This is a genomic window from Actinomyces sp. Z16 (assembly GCF_003111765.1).
In the GTDB taxonomy this organism is placed as follows: Bacteria; Actinomycetota; Actinomycetes; order Actinomycetales; family Actinomycetaceae; genus Actinomyces; species Actinomyces glycerinitolerans.
Genome location: NZ_CP027862.1, coordinates 2,914,473 through 2,931,760, shown reverse-complemented (window position 1 = coordinate 2,931,760; position 17,288 = coordinate 2,914,473). Strand labels below are relative to the sequence as shown.

The 17,288-nt window shown below is 67.1% G+C and carries 10 protein-coding genes; 6 read left to right on the top strand and 4 right to left on the bottom strand.

Annotated features, from left to right (window positions below; translation table 11 throughout):
* Nucleotides 1–164 precede the first annotated feature (164 nt).
* Entirely contained in the window at nt 165–3,257 is a 3,093-nt protein-coding gene (locus C3B71_RS12270) for a LamG domain-containing protein (protein WP_309300298.1), read from the top strand.
* A gap of 74 nt (nt 3,258–3,331) precedes the next feature.
* Here C3B71_RS12270 and C3B71_RS12265 read toward each other — a convergent pair whose 3' ends face one another.
* Both C3B71_RS12265 and C3B71_RS12260 read right to left on the bottom strand, forming a co-directional pair.
* Nucleotides 3,332–4,495 carry a hypothetical protein gene (locus C3B71_RS12265; protein ID WP_146752325.1) on the bottom strand — a complete coding sequence of 388 codons (1,164 nt, stop codon included), beginning with the start codon at nt 4,493–4,495 and terminating at the stop codon, nt 3,332–3,334.
* A 123-nt stretch (nt 4,496–4,618) separates the two neighbouring features.
* Nucleotides 4,619–5,257, bottom strand: coding sequence for a Wzz/FepE/Etk N-terminal domain-containing protein (locus C3B71_RS12260; protein ID WP_159097690.1), 639 nt, complete (start codon nt 5,255–5,257; stop codon nt 4,619–4,621).
* 276 nt (nt 5,258–5,533) lie between these two features.
* Between C3B71_RS12260 and C3B71_RS12255 the strand changes: the two genes are divergently transcribed.
* From C3B71_RS12255 to mfd, 3 genes are read left to right on the top strand one after another with little or no spacing between them, the layout of a single operon-like run.
* Nucleotides 5,534–6,622, top strand: coding sequence for a polysaccharide pyruvyl transferase family protein (locus C3B71_RS12255; RefSeq protein ID WP_108968403.1), 1,089 nt, complete (start codon nt 5,534–5,536; stop codon nt 6,620–6,622).
* A complete protein-coding gene (locus C3B71_RS12250) occupies nt 6,619–8,133 on the top strand; it encodes a lipopolysaccharide biosynthesis protein (protein ID WP_108968401.1) in 1,515 nt (504 codons plus the stop codon). Before C3B71_RS12255 ends, C3B71_RS12250 begins: the two co-directional genes overlap by 4 nt.
* A gap of 49 nt (nt 8,134–8,182) precedes the next feature.
* Nucleotides 8,183–11,932, top strand: coding sequence for a transcription-repair coupling factor (gene mfd / locus C3B71_RS12245; RefSeq protein WP_108968399.1), 3,750 nt, complete (start codon nt 8,183–8,185; stop codon nt 11,930–11,932).
* 104 nt (nt 11,933–12,036) lie between these two features.
* Here mfd and C3B71_RS12240 read toward each other — a convergent pair whose 3' ends face one another.
* Both C3B71_RS12240 and C3B71_RS12235 read right to left on the bottom strand, forming a co-directional pair.
* Nucleotides 12,037–12,675 carry an RloB family protein gene (locus tag C3B71_RS12240; RefSeq protein ID WP_108968397.1) on the bottom strand — a complete coding sequence of 213 codons (639 nt, stop codon included), beginning with the start codon at nt 12,673–12,675 and terminating at the stop codon, nt 12,037–12,039.
* Entirely contained in the window at nt 12,672–13,901 is a 1,230-nt protein-coding gene (locus tag C3B71_RS12235) for an AAA family ATPase (RefSeq protein ID WP_108968394.1), read from the bottom strand. Before C3B71_RS12235 ends, C3B71_RS12240 begins: the two co-directional genes overlap by 4 nt.
* Nucleotides 13,902–14,266: 365 nt before the next feature.
* On the opposite strand from C3B71_RS12235, the gene C3B71_RS12230 reads away from it, so the two are divergent.
* Nucleotides 14,267–14,821, top strand: a complete 555-nt coding sequence (locus C3B71_RS12230; protein WP_073328327.1) for a hypothetical protein — start codon at nt 14,267–14,269, stop codon at nt 14,819–14,821.
* 221 nt (nt 14,822–15,042) lie between these two features.
* Complete coding sequence (gene eno / locus C3B71_RS12225; protein ID WP_073328330.1) at nt 15,043–16,329, top strand: phosphopyruvate hydratase; 1,287 nt, start codon at nt 15,043–15,045, stop codon at nt 16,327–16,329.
* Nucleotides 16,330–17,288: the final 959 nt, after the last annotated feature.

The following is a 17,288-nucleotide window of genomic DNA, read 5'->3' as shown; positions in this document are numbered from 1 at the left end:
AAAGCATCTCAACATATCGGTTGGGGAGCGGTCGGACGTGATCGTGTTACGAAATGGTCCCGTACGGCGTTTTATGTGGCCATACTTCATCTTCGACGGGACCCGGCGGGACGCCTTTCCGAGACTTGCCGGCCCGTCTCTCCCCGCCCAACTCTGGAGGTTGTGTGAAACACATCGGTCTGCTTCGCCGCGCCTTGGCGCTGCTGGTCACATCTTCGCTGGTGGCCTTGCCGGTAATGGCCTCAACATCGGCTCAGGCAGCGGAGGGTGATGCCGCGGAAGTCCTGCCGGACACCGTCTCCGCCGATGCGCTCCCGACCCCACAGGTCGTCAACGGGGTCGTGCGTGATCAGGTGGTCGTCGGCAATACCGTGTACGTCGTCGGCGAGTTCACCACCGTCCGGCCGGCGGGCTCCGACGCCACGGCCACCCGCACCAACGCTCTCGCCTACGACATCACCACCGGTGATCTGCTGGACTGGGCTCCGCAGACCAACGGAGCGATCCAGTCGATTGCGGCTATGCCCGACGGCTCCCGCCTCTTCATCGGCGGGGCCTTCTCTCAGGTGAACGGCGAGACCGTGTGGAGGGTCGCCGCGATAGATCCCGTCACCGCCGAGCGCAAGCCCCTCACGGCTGCGGCGAACGCCAAGGTGTTCGCCGTGGAGGTGTCGGCCGATGGATCGACGCTATACGTGGGCGGAGCCTTTACCCAGGTGAACAACCAGGAGCGCCTGCGCTTCGCGGCCGTGGATCTGACGACCAAGAAGCTTCTTGACCTAAAGGCGAACATCCCCGACTTCAGCGTGCGTACGATCGCCGCCGAGCCGAACGGCACCGGGGTTGCCATCGGTGGCTCGTTCACCTCGGTCAACGGCTCCACCAGTCCCGGTTACGGCATGGCCATCCTTGAGCAGGACGGCAGCGTGCGTAAGAACAGGCTCACCTCCGTGGTCAAGTCCGGCAATACCTACGGCGGCATTATGGATCTGAAGGCGGATGAGCAGGGGCTGTACGGCGCCGCTTACACCCAGAACCGTTCACACGGTAACTTGGAGGGTGTTTTCCGTGCGGACTGGGCGACCGGAGACGTGGCGTACCTTGCCGACTGCCATGGCGACTCATACAGCGTGTTCCCCAGCGGTGACGTCGTCTATGCGGCGAATCATGCGCATGACTGCTCGAATATCGGCGGTTTCCCCGACAACACCAAGAACTACCATTACGTGCTCGCCTATGCCAACCATGCGACGGGCGTCGTCGGCACCAACACGGCTTCCGGTTACTACAACTTCGCCGGACAGCCGGCCACCACGAACCTCAACTGGTACCCCGACTTCACCCCCGGCACCTACACGGGGCTCGGGCAGGCAACATGGTCGGTTGACGGGAACAACGACTACATCGTCTACGGTGGTGAGTTCACCGCCGTTAACGGGGAGTCCCAGCAGGGACTGACCCGCTTTGCGCGACGTGACCTCGCTCCCAATGAGCAGGGGCCTGTGAACAAGGGTGGCAGCTACAAGCTGTCGGCGAGCAGCCCGGCTGCCGGCATGGTCAGTCTTAGCTTCTCCGCCAACTGGGACCGTGATGACAAGACACTCTCCTACGCCGTCTACCGCGACAGCCTGGACAGTGAGCCGATCTCTGTGCAGGACGTGACGGCGGGATTCTGGGAGCTTCCCGCGCTGGCCGCGTCCGATACCGTCGACCCGGGATCAACCCACCAGTATGTTGTTGTGGTCACTGACCCTTGGGGGGCGTCGACCCGTTCCGACTGGGTCACTATCACTGCCGGTGAGGGTCAGGGAATGGCCGAATACGGCAAACAGGTGATCGGTGACGGGGCGGTGAACTACTGGCCGCTTGATGATGCCTCAGGTGCCAAGACCGCCGCTGATGTCCTGGGCGGCAAGAACCTGACCTACCGCGGTTCCAGCTATACCACTGGGTCACAGACTTTCCTTACCCAGGGAGCATCGGTCACGTTCTCGCCCAGCAACGGGAACTGGTGGAATTGGTGGAACCGGAACCGGGGGCAGAGCTCGTCCTGGGCGGCGCAGACCTCCGCATCGACAGCCCCGGCTGCATTCACCGTCGAGGCCTGGTTCCGCACCAGTAGCACCAGTGGTGGCGAGATCGTCGGATTCTCCTCCCGCAGCGACGCCGAGAGCGGCAACAAGGATCGCATGCTCTACCTGAGCAACAACGGGACCGTCACCTACATGCTGTACCCGGGCTCCACCAAGGTGATCTCTTCCGCTGCGGGATACAACGACAATGCCTGGCACCACGTCGTCGCTACCACTGATCCAACCGCTGGCTCCGTGCTTTATCTGGACGGCGAGGCCGTGGCCTCGGATGCTGCGATGACCTCGGGCCAGTCCTACACCGGGTACTGGCGCATTGGTGGTGACACCAACTCGGGGCTGCCCAATGCGGGCTCGAGCGGTTACTTGGCCGGATCGATCGATGAGGTCGCCGTTTACGGGAAGGCACTGAGCGCCCAGCAGGTGGCCGCCCACCACACCCTCGGGACCACCGGTGAGCTGCCGAAACAGGATCCTGCCGAGCAGGCCGATCCCGACGACGGGCAGGACGCAGCGGGCGCGTTGGCGGATGACGTGCTCATCTCCGACTCGTTCACGCGTGAGACCGGCAGGGGCTGGGGCACCACGGATTCCGGGGCCGTCTGGACTGCCAACTACGGGGTGAGCCGTATGTCGGTGGACGGATCGGCCGGCCTGATGACGATGACCGGTGCGGGTACGGCGAACTCGGTGTCATCGCCGGTAGTTGAGTCGACCTCCACCGACTCCACCGTCGATTTCGTTCTCGACCAAATGCCCAGCGGACGTGGCGTCTATGTCAGCTATATTGGACGTGCCAATTCCTCGGGGCTCTACCAGGTTGGATTCCACACGACTGCCAATGGGACGGTGCAGATGGCGGTCTCGAAGAAGGTCGGTGGAACCGAGACGACGCTCGGCACTTCCAGGTTAAGTGCAACCTACAGCGCCGGCCAAATACTACACGTCAGGTTCGTAGTCGATGGTGCCGAGTCTACGAAGCTCCAGGCGAAGGCGTGGATCGGCGAGGTTGAGGAGCCACAGGAATGGGGCATCGAGGTGACGGATGCCGATGCGCTGCTCTCAGAGGCCGGTTCGGTGGGTCTCGTCACATATACGTCCGGAGAAGCCGATTCGTCCAGGCTCACGCTGCGAGTGGACAACCTTGTAGTCAAGAGGCTCGCGTAGCCGGCACAGTGGGCGCTCATGTATAGGGCCCCGTACCCAGAGATCGCAGATTCATGCGGGCCGGGTATGGGGCCCTATGCTGTTCGCGCAGCCACAGGTGGTAAACAAACTGCCGCGGCAATGGCCAGCTCCATATAAGGAACGATGGTGCTGAACGGCCCGAACAGACAGTTCCAAACGACGGCGACAGCGATGAAAATCATCCATCCCCGGGAGCGCAGTGTGGCCAACGTGCGCACCGATGCCAGCAAAGAACACGCGATCACGAGCAGTCCGAGTGCGAGTCCGGGAAGCGAAAACACGGCCCACATGTCGCCCAATCCGGAGTGCAGTTCGAAATGGCCGCCGCCAAGCATGTAATGCAGGACATAATTGTTGTCTGGGTCATATCCGAGAGCGTGCATGCCGTCCATCGCCACCCGAATATCGCTGTAGCGAGGTGCCACTCCGGCGCCATAGCCCCAAGGGCGGTGCTGAAACAGGGCCAGTGTTGCGCCCATCTCCGGGCGTGCAGCAGTCAGAATGTTTGAAGATGCGGACTGGGCTGCGGTGCGAGTCTGTGCTGCTTCGCCGAGGTAGCCGGCTGATGATGCTGCCAGTACCGCCGCTCCGGCGCACACTCCCAGTATGGCGATGAGAGAGACCTGTGTCCCGACAGCGGCTGTGCGCGACAAACGCACCTGGGTCCGTGCTGCGGCCGCCTGCCACGCCAGGATTGTGGCGGTGACTAGGAGGAAACCGACCGCGGATCTGGCGTCGCTGAGCAAATAAACCACCGTTAGGAGGATTGCGGCGAGCAGTTCGCTTGTGCGACTCCGCCTGTGCGCCAAAGCCAGCAGCAGCACACTGGTGGGTAGGCCGAAGGCGAACTTCCAGGGATTATCGAGTGAGACTGCGCGGATTGAGGCGTCTATGAGCAGTCCGATTGTGAAGCATGCGGCGGCAAGATCCACGCCCAGCTCCTGGGCGGCCCAAATGACTGCGGTTGCGCCGACCGGGATAGCAGCCGCTGCGAGGATCGCGGACACTGCCCCGCTCGGTACGACGACGAACTCCCCGGCGGCTGCGAGCGCCAATGCCACGCCGGCCGCAATCGCCGTCAGCGAGCACAGCATTAGTAGACCGATCACCCGCGAATGCCGTGATGCCCTCCAGGTCAGTGGCAGAAGTGCTATCGCGACGATGTCGCCCAGGTTGATGCCGAACGCCAGGCTCGTTCGCCAGGACACCGTGGCCACCACGGCACCTGCGAGCACCTTCCTCCGGGTGGGGGTCAGAGCGGCTTGCATCTTGCGGAAGTCGTTGAGCGCCGGTAGTGCGGCGGGCGGATCTCTGTCATGAGGACAGCAGCGTAGACCGGACTACGGCCGGTTGGGGCGCGGTTGTGGTGACGGGTTTGCGTGCATCGTCCGCTGTCCCGTCTCCAGGGCGAGCGTCACCGCCAGCCCCAACCATCCGCCCACGATCAACCCGATAGTTCCATAACGTGACTTGGAGGGGCCGATGAGTTGGGCGGTGGGTGAAGCGTCAACCTCCGACAGCGACAAATGTACGTTGGTGGATCCAATAGTCACGTTCATCGACGATGCATGTTCGGCGAGTGCATGGGTCGCTGCAGCGGCTATAGCCTCAGCCTGATCCGGTGAGGGGCCTGTCGCTCGTACGACGATCAACAGAGTGTCGGTGGGGTTGGAGACCGTGATGTGTGCGGCAGTCTCCTCGGCAGGGATACCAGTTTCTGCGGCCACAGAGTCGAGCATTGAGCGTGAGGTACTGATCTCGGCGAGGGTGGGGGCGACGGTATTGATGATGTTGGCGGCGCTCGTGACGTTGCTGACTCCGTCAAAGGACGAGACGGCGAGGATGCTGGTGACGGTGGAGCGGTAGACGGGGGGTGTTACCGCGGCACTCAGGACTCCGAGCACAGCCGCCAACAGGGAAAGTGCGGCGACGACGGGCCAGCGTCTGCGGAGGGCCCGAACGATGCGATCGGGAGTCACGGGTAGACCTTCCGCAGAGTCAGTGCGTGGTACTGGTGCACGACAGTCATGATGAGTTCGTTCATTCATGCAGGACGTTACCGGTCGCCTCATGTGTTCGGGGATGATCGCCGGATTTGCGTGTGCAATATCACTTGCTGATGGCTCTGCCCGTGGTTATGAGTGGCGGCAGTAGCCTCTTGGTGGGCGGGTTTCGGGGTAGCCTGGTACCGGCCCTCCAGCGATAACGGTTTTGCGCTCACGGCCCTTACGTCTTCACCAGCTACGAAGGAATCCATGCGCATTCTGATCCTCTGGGCCTCGCTCGATCAGCCCAACCTCGGCGTGCGGGCGCTCGCCGTCGGTACCCGGGCGGTCGCCGCAAAGGTGTTCCCGAACGCGGAGATTCAGATTCAAGGCACCGGGGATGGAGACGCCCCGACGTCGTTGTTCATGAGTCGGAGGGGGCTGCTCAAGGAACGCGTGACCGGCGCGCACGGCCTGTTCAACTGGCTTGCCTCCTTCGACCTGGTGCTGGACACTCGCTCCGGTGACTCCTTCGCCGACATCTATGGGCTGGAGCGCCTGCGCAACATGTCTCGTTTCCCTGAGGTCCTGCACCATCTTGGCGTCCCCCTAGTGCTCACTCCCCAGACCATCGGTCCCTTCAACACCCGGCGCGGCGCCCGTATGGCCCGCCGTGCCCTGAACCATGCCCGGCTCGTGGCCAGCCGTGATGCGCGTTCGGCCGCCTGCGCGGCGCGACTGGGACGGCCCGTGGACGTGGAGTCCACCGACGTGGTCTTCGCGATCGACCACCCGCCAGTGGCGACCACCCGGGACGTGGTGCTCAACGTCTCCGGACTCCTTTGGGACGACAATCCTCATGTCGACGCCGCCCGCTACCGGCGCGATGTGCTTGAGATCGCTCACCGCCTGCAGGCGCAGGGGCGCGCCATCACCCTGCTGACGCACGTCGTCGGGCCCGACGAGTCCGCCGGCGACAACGACCGCCATCCGCTGGCAGATCTGCAACGCGAGCTCGGGGAGGTGGAGGTGATCGTGCCGCAGGGAGCAGACGCCCTGGACCAGGTGCGCAATGCCGTCGGCTCGGCCCGAGTGGTGCTGGGCTCACGCATGCACGCGTGTCTGAACGCCCTGTCCATGGGCACCCCCGCCATCCCGTTGGCGTACTCACGCAAATTCGCGCCGCTGCTGTCCGGCATCGGCTGGGAGCACGTCGTTGACCTGCGTGGCGACGACGTCGCCGACCGCGCCCTGTCAGCGGTCGCCTCCCCCCGGTTGCAGGAGGACGTGATCGAGGTACGGCGTCGCGCCGACCGAGACCTCGCCCGCTTCACCGATGCGTTGGGAGAGCTGCTGTGAGTGGTGCCGACGCGGAACGCACGGAGCCCGCCCCCGGCCCGCGCCTTCAAGCCGGAGCCGGGGGCGGACTCGGCAAACGCGCCGCCAAGGCCGCCGGCCAGACGGTATGGACGCAGGGGCTGCGCATCCTCCTGCAGCTGGGCAACGTCGTGGTGCTGGCGCGCCTGCTTGACGACCGCGCCTACGGCGTGGTGGGCATGGTCACCGCCGTGGTCGGCGTGGCCACCATCTTCCAGGACTTCGGCCTGTCCACGGCCGCGATTCAGGGGCGCACACTCAGCCACGGACAGCGCTCCAACCTGTGGTGGCTCAACACCGCCTCCGGGGCGGTGCTTACCGGCATCGGCCTGGCCGTCTCCCCGCTGCTGGCGGCCTTCTACCACGAGCCGGCTGTTGCCGGCGTCTGCGCGGCCATCGCCCCCACGTTCCTCATGGCCGGCATGGTCAACCAGTACCGCGCGGACCTGAACCGCAAACTGCTGGTGGGCCGCCTGCTCGCCGTCGACCTGGCGGCGGCCGCTCTCGCCCTGGTGCTGGGGGCAATCACGGCCGCCTGGGGCTGGAGCTACTGGGCGCTGGTAGTCCAGCGCATTGTCAACGCCCTGGTGCCCTTCATCGCCCTGCCGATTATCGCCGGCTGGCTACCACGCTGGTACGACCGGCGCGAGCCCATGCGCGCCCTGCTGGGCTTCGGCATGCAGATGGCGGGAACCCAGATCGTCTTCTACCTGGCCTCCAACCTCGACTCGATTCTCATGGGGCGGCTCTTCGGCGCCGGCACCCTCGGCCTGTACAACCGCGCCGTCCAGACGCTGCGCACCCCGCTGAACCAGTTCCGTCCCCAGGTCACCACGCTCGGACTGTCCGTCGTCGCCAAGCTTCAGGACGACGACGAACGTACCCTCGCCTATCTGCGCCGCGGCCAGCTCGGCCTGGGGTACCCGGTGTTCCTGGCCATGGGCATCGTGGTGGCGGCCGCGCCGGCGGTCGTGTCCGTGGTACTCGGCGATCACTGGCTCAGCGTGGTTCCCTACATGCGTCTGGTGGCGATCGGGGAGGGACTAACCACTCTGGCGGTGGTCGGCGGCTGGATCTACACCGCCCGCGGGCTGGGACGGGCTTACCTGCGCTACACGCTGTTCTCCGCGGTGATCCGCCTGGCCGCCATCATTGTCGGGGCGCAGTTCGGGGCCCTGGGGGTCGCCTACGCCTACGTGGCCAGCCCGCTGATCCTGTGGCCGATCTCCCTGTTGTGGTCCGGGCGGCAATCGGGGCTCAACACCGTTCCCCTGGTTTGGAACGGACTGCGCATCTTCGCCGTCTCCGCCCTGGCCACCGCCGTGACCTGGGGACTGTGCACCCTGGCATCCGGTCTGCCCGCCATCGTCATCTGTCTGGTGGCCGTCGTCGGGATGTGCCTGGCCATGGCGCTTCTGTGGCTGGTGCTGCCCGTCGTCCGTGCCGACATGCGCGACCTGGGGACGATGACGCGCATGATGGTTAAACGCTGACGGCATACCGCCGCATCGTCGCGGCCGCAGGCCTCGTACACTCCCCACCGTGCGTCTGACTGCTCTCCTGCCCCCGCTGCTGACCGACCCCGCCATCGACTCCCTGGTTACGGCCGCCGGCAGCCGCTCGCGCACCGACCGCAGCGTCGTCGTCGCCCCCGGCGCCCGCCCCGCCGTCCTGGCCGCCATGGCCCTGGGCGCGGCCGGCGTCGACCGCGTCACCGGGGCCGGCCCGGATCCCTCGGGCCGCCTCGCGCGCCCCGGGGTGGGAGCAGCCGGCGACGGCACCCCCCTGCTGGTGGTCACCGCCACCGGGCGGGAGGCCGAGGAGCTCGCCGCCGCCCTGCGCTGCTACCTGCCCGACCCCGACGTCGCCGTCTTCCCCGCCTGGGAGACCCTCCCCCATGAGCGGCTCTCCCCGCGTGCCGACACCGTCGCCACCCGGCTGGCCGTGCTGCGGCGCCTGGCCCATCCCGAGGACGGCGCCCCGGCCGGCCCCGACGCCATGCCGGACCCGTGGCGCGGCCCCATCCGCGTGCTGATCGTGCCCGTGCGCGCCCTGCTGGCGCCGGTGGTCGACGGCCTGGGGGAGCTGGAACCGATCCACCTGGCGGCGGGAATGCGCGCCGACCTGGAGGAGCTCGCCACCCGCCTGGCGGAGGCCGCCTACACCCGGGTGGACATGGTCACCGGTCGCGGTGAGTTCGCCGTCCGCGGCGGCATCCTCGACGTCTTCCCGCCCACCCAGCCGCGGCCGGTGCGCGTGGACTTCTTCGGCGACGAGATCGAGTCCGTCTCCTCCTTCGCCGTCACCGACCAGCGCACCCTCGCCGACCTCGGTGCCGTCACCGCCACCGCCTGCCGGGAGGTGCTGCTCACTCAGCAGGTGCGTGAGCGCGCCCGGAAGCTGATCAACGCGATCCCCGGCGCTGCCGACATGCTTGAGAAGCTCGCAGCCGGCATCCCGGTGGAGGGCATGGAGTCCCTCGCCCCCGTGCTCACCGACCGCATGGTGCCGCTGCTGGACCTGGTGGGGGACCGCCTCGTGGTCCTGGCCGAACCGGAGAAGGTGCGCAGGCGCGCCGAGGACCTGGCGGCCACCACCGAGGAGTTCCTCGCCGCCGCCTGGACCTCGGCCGCCTCCGGCGGCAACGCCCCCATCGACCTGTCCGCCGCCGCCTTCGCCCACCTCGCCGAGGCCCGCGCCCTGGCCCTGTCCACGAACCGCGGCTGGTGGTCCTTCACCTCCCTGAAGGCCTCCCCGGACACCCTCGAACTGCCGCTGCGCGACCCCGAGAGCTACCGGGGGCGCCTGGACGCCGCCGTGAAGGACATCGGCGAGCTGACCCGGGGCGGCTGGAGCGTCGTCGTCGCCACCGAGGGTCCCGGACCCGGCCGCCGCATGGCCCAGCTGCTGGCCGACGGCGGCGTGCCCGCGCGCATCGTCACCGGCCTGGACGACGCCGCCGACCTGTCCTACCAGGCCCCCGACGGCGTGGTGCGCGTAACCCAGGCCTCCGCCGGGCACGGCTTCGTGGCCGAGGGACTGCGCCTGGCCCTGGTGGCCGAGTCCGACCTGACCGGCCGCGCCCCCGCCGCGGCCCGCTCCACCAAGACCCTGCCGGCCCGCCGCACCCGCAAGAGCGTGGACCCGCTGTCCCTGCGCCCCGGCGACCTGGTGGTGCACGCCCAGCACGGCGTCGGCCGCTTCGTGGAGCTGCTGCGCCGCGACGTCGGCTCCGGACGCGGCGCCGGCAAGGAGAAGGCCACCCGCGAGTACGTGGTCATCGAGTACGCCCCCTCCAAACGCGGCCAGCCGGGAGACCGGCTGCTGGTGCCCACCGACGCCCTGGACCAGGTCACCAAGTACGTCGGCTCCGACAACCCCGCCCTGAACCGCATGGGCGGCGCCGACTGGGCCAAGACCAAGCAGCGGGCGCGCAAGGCGGTGCGCGAGATCGCCGGGGAACTGGTGCGCCTGTACGCCGCCCGCTCGGCCACCACCGGGCACGCCTTCGGCCCCGACACCCCCTGGCAGGCCGAACTGGAGGAGGCCTTCCCCTACACCGAGACTCCCGACCAGCTGGCCACCATCGACGACGTCAAGGCCGACATGGAGAAACCCCAGCCCATGGACCGGCTCATCTGCGGGGACGTCGGCTACGGCAAGACCGAGATCGCCGTACGGGCCGCCTTCAAGGCCGTCCAGGACGGCAAACAGGTGGCGGTGCTGGTGCCCACCACCCTGCTGGTGTCCCAGCACGCCGAGACCTTCACCGAGCGCTACGCCGGCTTCCCCATCAACGTCGCCCAACTCTCCCGCTTCCAGACCGCCGCCGAATCCGAGCGGGTGCTGGCGGGACTGGCCGACGGGACCATCGACGTCGTCATCGGCACCCACCGGCTGATCACCGGGCAGGTGCGCTTCAAGGACCTGGGGCTGGTGGTCATCGACGAGGAGCAGCGCTTCGGCGTGGAGCACAAGGAGACCCTCAAGGCGCTGCGCACCGATGTGGACGTGCTGTCCATGTCCGCCACCCCCATTCCGCGCACCCTGGAGATGGCGGTGACCGGCCTGCGGGAGATGTCCACCCTGTCCACCCCGCCGGAGGACCGCCACCCCATCCTCACCTATGTGGGCACCTACGAGACCAAGCAGGTCAGTGCCGCCATTCGCCGCGAGCTGCTGCGCGACGGGCAGGTGTTCTTCGTGCACAACCGGGTGGAGGACATCGAGTCCGTGGCCGCCCGGCTGGCCGACCTGGTGCCGGAGGCGCGGGTGGCCACCGCCCATGGGCAGATGCACGAGTCCCGGCTGGAGAAGGTCATCGACGACTTCTGGCACAAGGAGATCGACGTGCTGGTGTGCACCACCATCGTGGAGACCGGCCTGGACGTGTCCAACGCCAACACCCTGATCGTGGACCGGGCCGACCGCATGGGCCTGTCCCAGCTGCACCAGCTGCGCGGACGGGTGGGACGCGGCCGGGAGCGCGCCTACGCCTACTTCCTGTATCCGGCGGACAAGCCGCTCACGGAGACGGCGCTGGAGCGGCTGCGCACCATCGCCACCAACACCGACCTGGGGGCCGGCATGCAGGTGGCCATGAAGGACCTGGAGATCCGCGGCGCCGGCAACCTGCTGGGCGGCGAGCAGTCCGGGCACATCGCCGGGGTCGGGTTCGACCTGTACGTGCGCATGGTCTCCGAGGCGGTGGCCGCCTATAAGAAGGCCCTCAAGGTGGGGGACGCGGGCGGAGCCGGGGCCGCCGGCGCGGACGAGGAGGACCTGGAGGACGTCGAGTTGCGCGTGGACCTGCCCGTGGACGCCACCATCCCCGAGGAGTACGTGCCCCACGAGCGGCTGCGTCTGGAGGCCTACACCAAGTTCGCGGCCGCCCGCACCGACGCGGATGTGGCCGACGTGCTGGACGAGCTCACCGACCGTTACGGGCCGGTGCCCGAGGCGGTGCGCCGCCTGGCGGCCCTGGCGCGGCTGCGGGCGCTGGCCGCCCAGCTGGGGGTGCGCGAGATCGTGGCGCAGGGCAAGTCGATCCGCTTCGCGCCGGTGAACCTGCCCGAATCGGCGCGCATGAAGGTCACCCGCCTGTACCCGGGCACGGTGCTCAAGCCCGCCACCCGCACCATCGTGGTCCCCGCGCCCGGTACCGCCCGCATGGGCGGCGGCCCCATCGAGGGGGAGGAGCTGCTGCGCTGGGCGGAGGTACTGCTGCACGCCGTCGTCGCGGGGGAGACCGACTGGGAGACCGAGGCCACCAAGTACCGCCGGCGCCGCTGAGACCGGCACTTGTATGGGCGGATGAGCCTTAGCGCCGAGGGCCGGGTGCTCGGTCCTACGCGGGGTCCCGTCGCCCGGACGAGTGCCTGGGTGAGGCCTGGGGGTCAGTCCTGGTTGCCCACCTTGCGAATGGCGTCAATGAGCAGATCCATCGTCGTGGAGGGGTTGTCCTGCGGGAACACCGTCCCGTTCCTCTTGTGACGCTCACGGAGCCGGGCGGAGCGTTTACATGCCCGCGAGACTCCCTCGGCGTTTACGGGGGCGATGGCTGTCAGGTGCTTATCCGTCGAACCGTCCGTCTCCCGGTACAGCCTCGTGGCCTCGGCGGAGGTGAGGTAGGCGTACTGGTCGGTGGTGTGCAGGAGCAGCCACAACTCGAAGCAAGGGTTGGAGACGGCGGTGTGGACCTGGTGGTGCCTGGCGAGCTCCATCGCCTTGTCCAGGTCGCCGTGTGGTGTGGGGGCCTCGACGTCGAACACGGCCCAGAACTGGTGGACGTCGGCGTCCGGGCTCGTGGCTCGTTCTTGGATGACGGCGTCGACGACCCTGCGTGGGCTGTTCCCGCGGTGGTGGACCTTGAGAAAGGTATTGCCCGTCACCTCGGAGACGTCCTGGAGCCGTTCGATGTACTCCTTCTCCGTGACGGAGCCCTCGACAAAGATGTGGACAACAGGACGCCGCGGAGTGCCGGCCACGCCCCGTCTGCGCAGGTCCTGCCCCTTGGAGCGGTCTCGGGCACTCATGGGATCAGCCCCAGGGTGCGTTGGACCTCGGAGCTCCGGATGTCCGGCAGGGCACCGAAGGCGCCGTCGAGGTAGGAGCGCTCCAGGCCTCGCGACTGCTCGACGTTCTTGCCGGAGAAGTCCGCGAGGGCACGCAGGAAGGTGGAGCCGTCGTCGTTGCGATGTGTAAGCCAGATCTCGTCTCGGTTGAGGTGATTCAGGAGGTTCGTGTCGTGTGTGGTGAAGATCAGCTGTGCGCCGCGTGGGTTCGTCTCGGGCGACTGGAACAGATGCAGGAGCTCTACGGAAAGAGCGGGGTGGAGGCTGGCATCGAGTTCGTCGCACAGCAGTATGGTGCCTCGATTCAGGGCCTCCAGCGCGGGCCCGATCTTACGTAGCCATTCAAGGGTGCCGGCCGATTCCTGATCCTGCTCGAAAGGACGCGCCAGGGTGCCCTGACCATGGACAAGGCGTAGGCGCGTCCTGGACAGTGTTCGTCCTGAGCTCCCGATTTCTTGATCTTCCCTGGATACCTCGGCATCGGTGACTCCAAGGTCTGCGTAGCGGAGCAGAGCCAGTGCTCTCGCGCGAGTATCAGGCGCGGCTTGCGCGTCGTCGAGGGCCAGATACGTTGATCTAGGTATGAACTGTCGGCGGGATAACCCAACCCCGAGCGTCTCAATGTTACGCAGAGCACTGTTCGCTTGGGTGATGTCCGTATCCTCGACAATCCGGGGCAGGAGAGTGAGAAGCAGGACCCTCCTGGTCAGTAGGCGAGTGATCTCCGATGGGCTTGGGAAACGTTCTGGATCTACCTTTACCGAGGAGCCCTCGCGCTCGAACAGGCGCCGACGATTGTTCTCGGGGAAGTAGAACAGCGCCTCGTATTCGACCTGTTCGCTGGTGACGTCCAGAAAGTACTCGAAACGGATGCCCTTCAGCAGCAGGTCCACGGTGAAGGAGGAGACAGGTTTGGGAGACTCCAGTAGGACGAAGGGGTCCACCGGGACCTCGTCGTCCCACAGCCTTAGGCTCCACCGGACCGCTGTTGACAACCAGCTCAGTCCCCGCAGGACATTTGTCTTCCCCGAGGCATTCGGCCCGAATATGCCTGCAGCGGGCAGGACGCCGACGTCGTCCGCAGACGGGTGCCGGACGATCTCCCGTTCTTCGTCGACGGCGACCATGGAGAGCTCTGCGAGGTCACGGATCGAACGGAAGTTCTCCACGCTGAATCGAAGGAGCATGCCCTCAGTGTGGGAGATAGGCGCGTTTTCGTCAATCGTGTGCGAAACGGCGGTGTCGTGCCTGCGAAACGGCGGTGTCGTGCCTGAAGCTGCCTCGGGGCGCCGCCGTGCGCCGTCGTCGCCGGGGAGAGCGAGTACGAGACCGAGGCCACCAAGTACCGGCGTCGGCGCCGAGACCAGCACTTGTTACGTGTCGAGTTCGGTACCGACTGCGGGGCGGCCGCGACGCGTCGGCGGCATACGGGCGTATGGTGGCGAACTGTCCTGCACAGCGCTCGGGACCGGTAATGGTAACCACCACCGCTTAGGAGCCAGGTCGCTGCGCCCGGAGTCCTCATCGATGTCGACCTCGCAAGGAGTAGACCGTGACCCGAACCACCACAAGTCTCACCCGGCGTGCCCGAGTACTGGGAGCCGGCGCCGCCCTGCTGCTCGGCGTCAGTGCCCTCGCCGGCTGCTCCGCACACCCGGGGCAGGCCGCCATCGTGAACTACACCGATGCCGACGGCGTCCTTCAGACGTTTACCCTCTCCGAGCAGGAGGTGCAGGACGCCACACAGGACCTCGCCGAGTACGCCGCCGCCGGCGGCGAGCAGGGACCCACCGCCGCCTTCGTCGTGACCGCGCTCGCGGATCTGCCGGCGGCCGAACAGCTGGCCGCAGAATTCGATATCGAAGTTTCGGACGCGGATGCGTTGGCCGAGTTGCAGGCGCAGAAGGATATTGACTACTCGCCCGCCGCCGTCGACACCTATCGCTATGTGCAGATAGCCAACCAGGTCTTCGCGCTGGAAGACCAGGACGCGGTCAGCGCCCGATACCAGGAACTGCATGGCGCCCTGAGTGTGGAGGCCTCACCGCGGTATCAGGGCGGCGGTGCGTGGCTGCTGCAGGATGACACCCAACTGCAGTTGGGCTGACGCAGACGGCGGCCCATGCGCCTCGACTGGGTGGAGGAGGCGCGCGGCTGCGGCGACGTCGTCGGCCGAAACCGCCGGCGCGCCGGGTGCGCGATCTCGCCGGGCGTGAACAACTGCGGAAGTGACGGGACCAATGCACTCGTGATGTGGGCCGCGGGCCGCTAGGCTGGCCCTGCATGTGCCTGTTCCCCAGGCAACACAACTTCAGCAAGGAGCATCAAGTGGCCCTCATCGAGAACGTTCACGCGCGCGAGATCCTCGACTCCCGCGGCAACCCGACCCTCGAGGTCGAGATCCTCTTGGAGGACGGCTCCTCCGCCCGCGCCGCCGTCCCCTCCGGCGCCTCTACCGGAGCCTTCGAGGCCGTCGAGCTCCGCGACGGCGACAAGGACCGTTACCTCGGCAAGGGGGTCGAGAAGGCGGTCGCCAACGTCAACGACACCATCGCCCCCGAGATCATCGGCTACGACGCCGCCGACCAGCGCGGCCTCGACCGCCTCATGATCGAGCTGGACGGCACCCCCAACAAGGGCAAGCTCGGCGCCAACGCCATCCTGGGCGTGTCCCTCGCCGCCGCGGCTGCCTCCGCCGACTCCGCCGGCCTCGACCTGTACCAGTACCTCGGTGGGCCGAACGCCCACACCCTGCCCGTTCCCATGATGAACATCATGAACGGCGGCTCCCACGCCGACTCCAACGTGGACATTCAGGAGTTCATGATCGCCCCGGTCGGCGCCCCGACCTTCCGCGAGGCGCTGCGCATGGGCGCCGAGGTCTACCACTCGCTCAAGGCCGTCGTGAAGGGCCGGGGCCTGTCCACCGGTCTGGGCGACGAGGGCGGCTTCGCCCCCAACCTCGACTCCAACCGCGAGGCGCTCGAGCTGATCGTCGAGGCCATTGAGAAGGCCGGTTACACCCCCGGCAAGGACGTGGCCCTGGCCATGGACGTAGCCTCCTCCGAGTTCTTCGACGCCGAGACCAAGACCTACCAGTTCGAGGGTGAGGCCCGCGACAACGACTTCATGGTCGACTACTACGAGAAGCTCATCACCGACTTCCCGATCGTCTCCATTGAGGACCCGCTCTCCGAGGACGAGTGGGACGACTGGAAGGCCCTGACGGACAAGATCGGTGACCGCGTCCAGCTGGTCGGCGACGACTTCTTCGTCACCAACCCCGAGCGCCTGGCCAAGGGCATCGAGCTCGGCGCCGCCAACGCCCTGCTGGTGAAGGTCAACCAGATCGGTTCGCTGACCGAGACCCTCGAGGCCGTGGAGATGGCGCACCGCGCCGGCTACAAGACGATGACCTCGCACCGCTCCGGTGAGACCGAGGACGTCACCATCGCCGACCTGGCGGTTGCCACCAACTCCGGCCAGATCAAGACCGGTGCCCCGGCCCGCGGCGAGCGCATCAACAAGTACAACCAGCTGCTGCGCATCGAGGAGGCCCTGGGCGAGGACGCTGTCTACGCCGGCGCCAACGCCTTCCCGCGTTTCAAGGCCTGAGCCGAAGCGTTAGCGGAGGCTCGGGGCGGGCACGGCGTAAGTCGTCTGCCTGAGCCGAAGCGTTAGCGGAGGCTCGGGGCGGGCACGGCGTAAGTCGTCTGCCTGAGCCGAAGCGTTAGCGGAGGCTCGGGGCGGGCACGGCGTAAGTCGTCTGCCTGAGCCGAAGCGTTAGCGGAGGCTCGGGGCGGGCACGGCGTAAGTTGTCTGCCTGAGCCGAGGCCTGCTTTCCCGGATTGGTCCCGGGGTATGCACGCGTTGATCGTGTGCGTGCCCCGGGACCGCTCTGTTTGGAGTTGTCGGACGTTTCCCGTTTGCGGGTGTGGCGGGGCGGGTGGCGGGCGTCTGGTGGAGGTGGACCGTCTGGTGGGTGTGACGGGTGGGCGGGGTGTGCGCACGGCATGTCGCGGTGGGTCGGGAGCGTCGGCTCGCCTGTCCCTTCGGGGTGGCCCGTGCACCGGGAGTCTCTAGGAGGGGCGATTGTCATGATTCGGGACAAACGGGTCCGGCGGCGTTGGCGGCCGTGAAGGAAACGTTGGAATCATGCGGGTGCCGGATGCCCCTGGTAGGTGTTGAGGCTCGTTTGTCCCGGTTGGTGACATTTCGGGCCACCACCGCACAGTGGCATGTGCGCCAACGGCAGGCCGGCTGCCGGTTGCAGCCGGCACGCCCCGTAGGCGGACAGAGTGCGGGGCCGTCTCACGGTTCAGCGGGCGACGTCGAGCCGGCATGCCCGCAGGTTGACAGCTCGGCACCCCACGACACCAGAATCCACCACCACACCCACAAACCGGAAACGCCAGTTATCGGCGCGAATGTGTGCGCGTGATCGGGGGTTTTCGTTGAAATAGTGGGGAGAACTTGGGGTTTATCGGGTTGGGTATGGCTCAGCACGACACCCCGCGACACGCCGGTCTAATGCACCACGTTCGTGCCGATGACCCCGGTGGCGGTGATGCTCA

Excerpts from the sequence above, each read along its gene's own strand:
- C3B71_RS12240 (WP_108968397.1), bottom strand. The coding sequence starts at position 12,675 with ATGAGTGCCCGAGACCGCTCCAAGGGGCAGGACCTGCGCAGACGGGGC.
- C3B71_RS12255 (WP_108968403.1), top strand. The coding sequence starts at position 5,534 with ATGCGCATTCTGATCCTCTGGGCCTCGCTCGATCAGCCCAACCTCGGC.
- C3B71_RS12235 (WP_108968394.1), bottom strand. The coding sequence starts at position 13,901 with ATGCTCCTTCGATTCAGCGTGGAGAACTTCCGTTCGATCCGTGACCTC.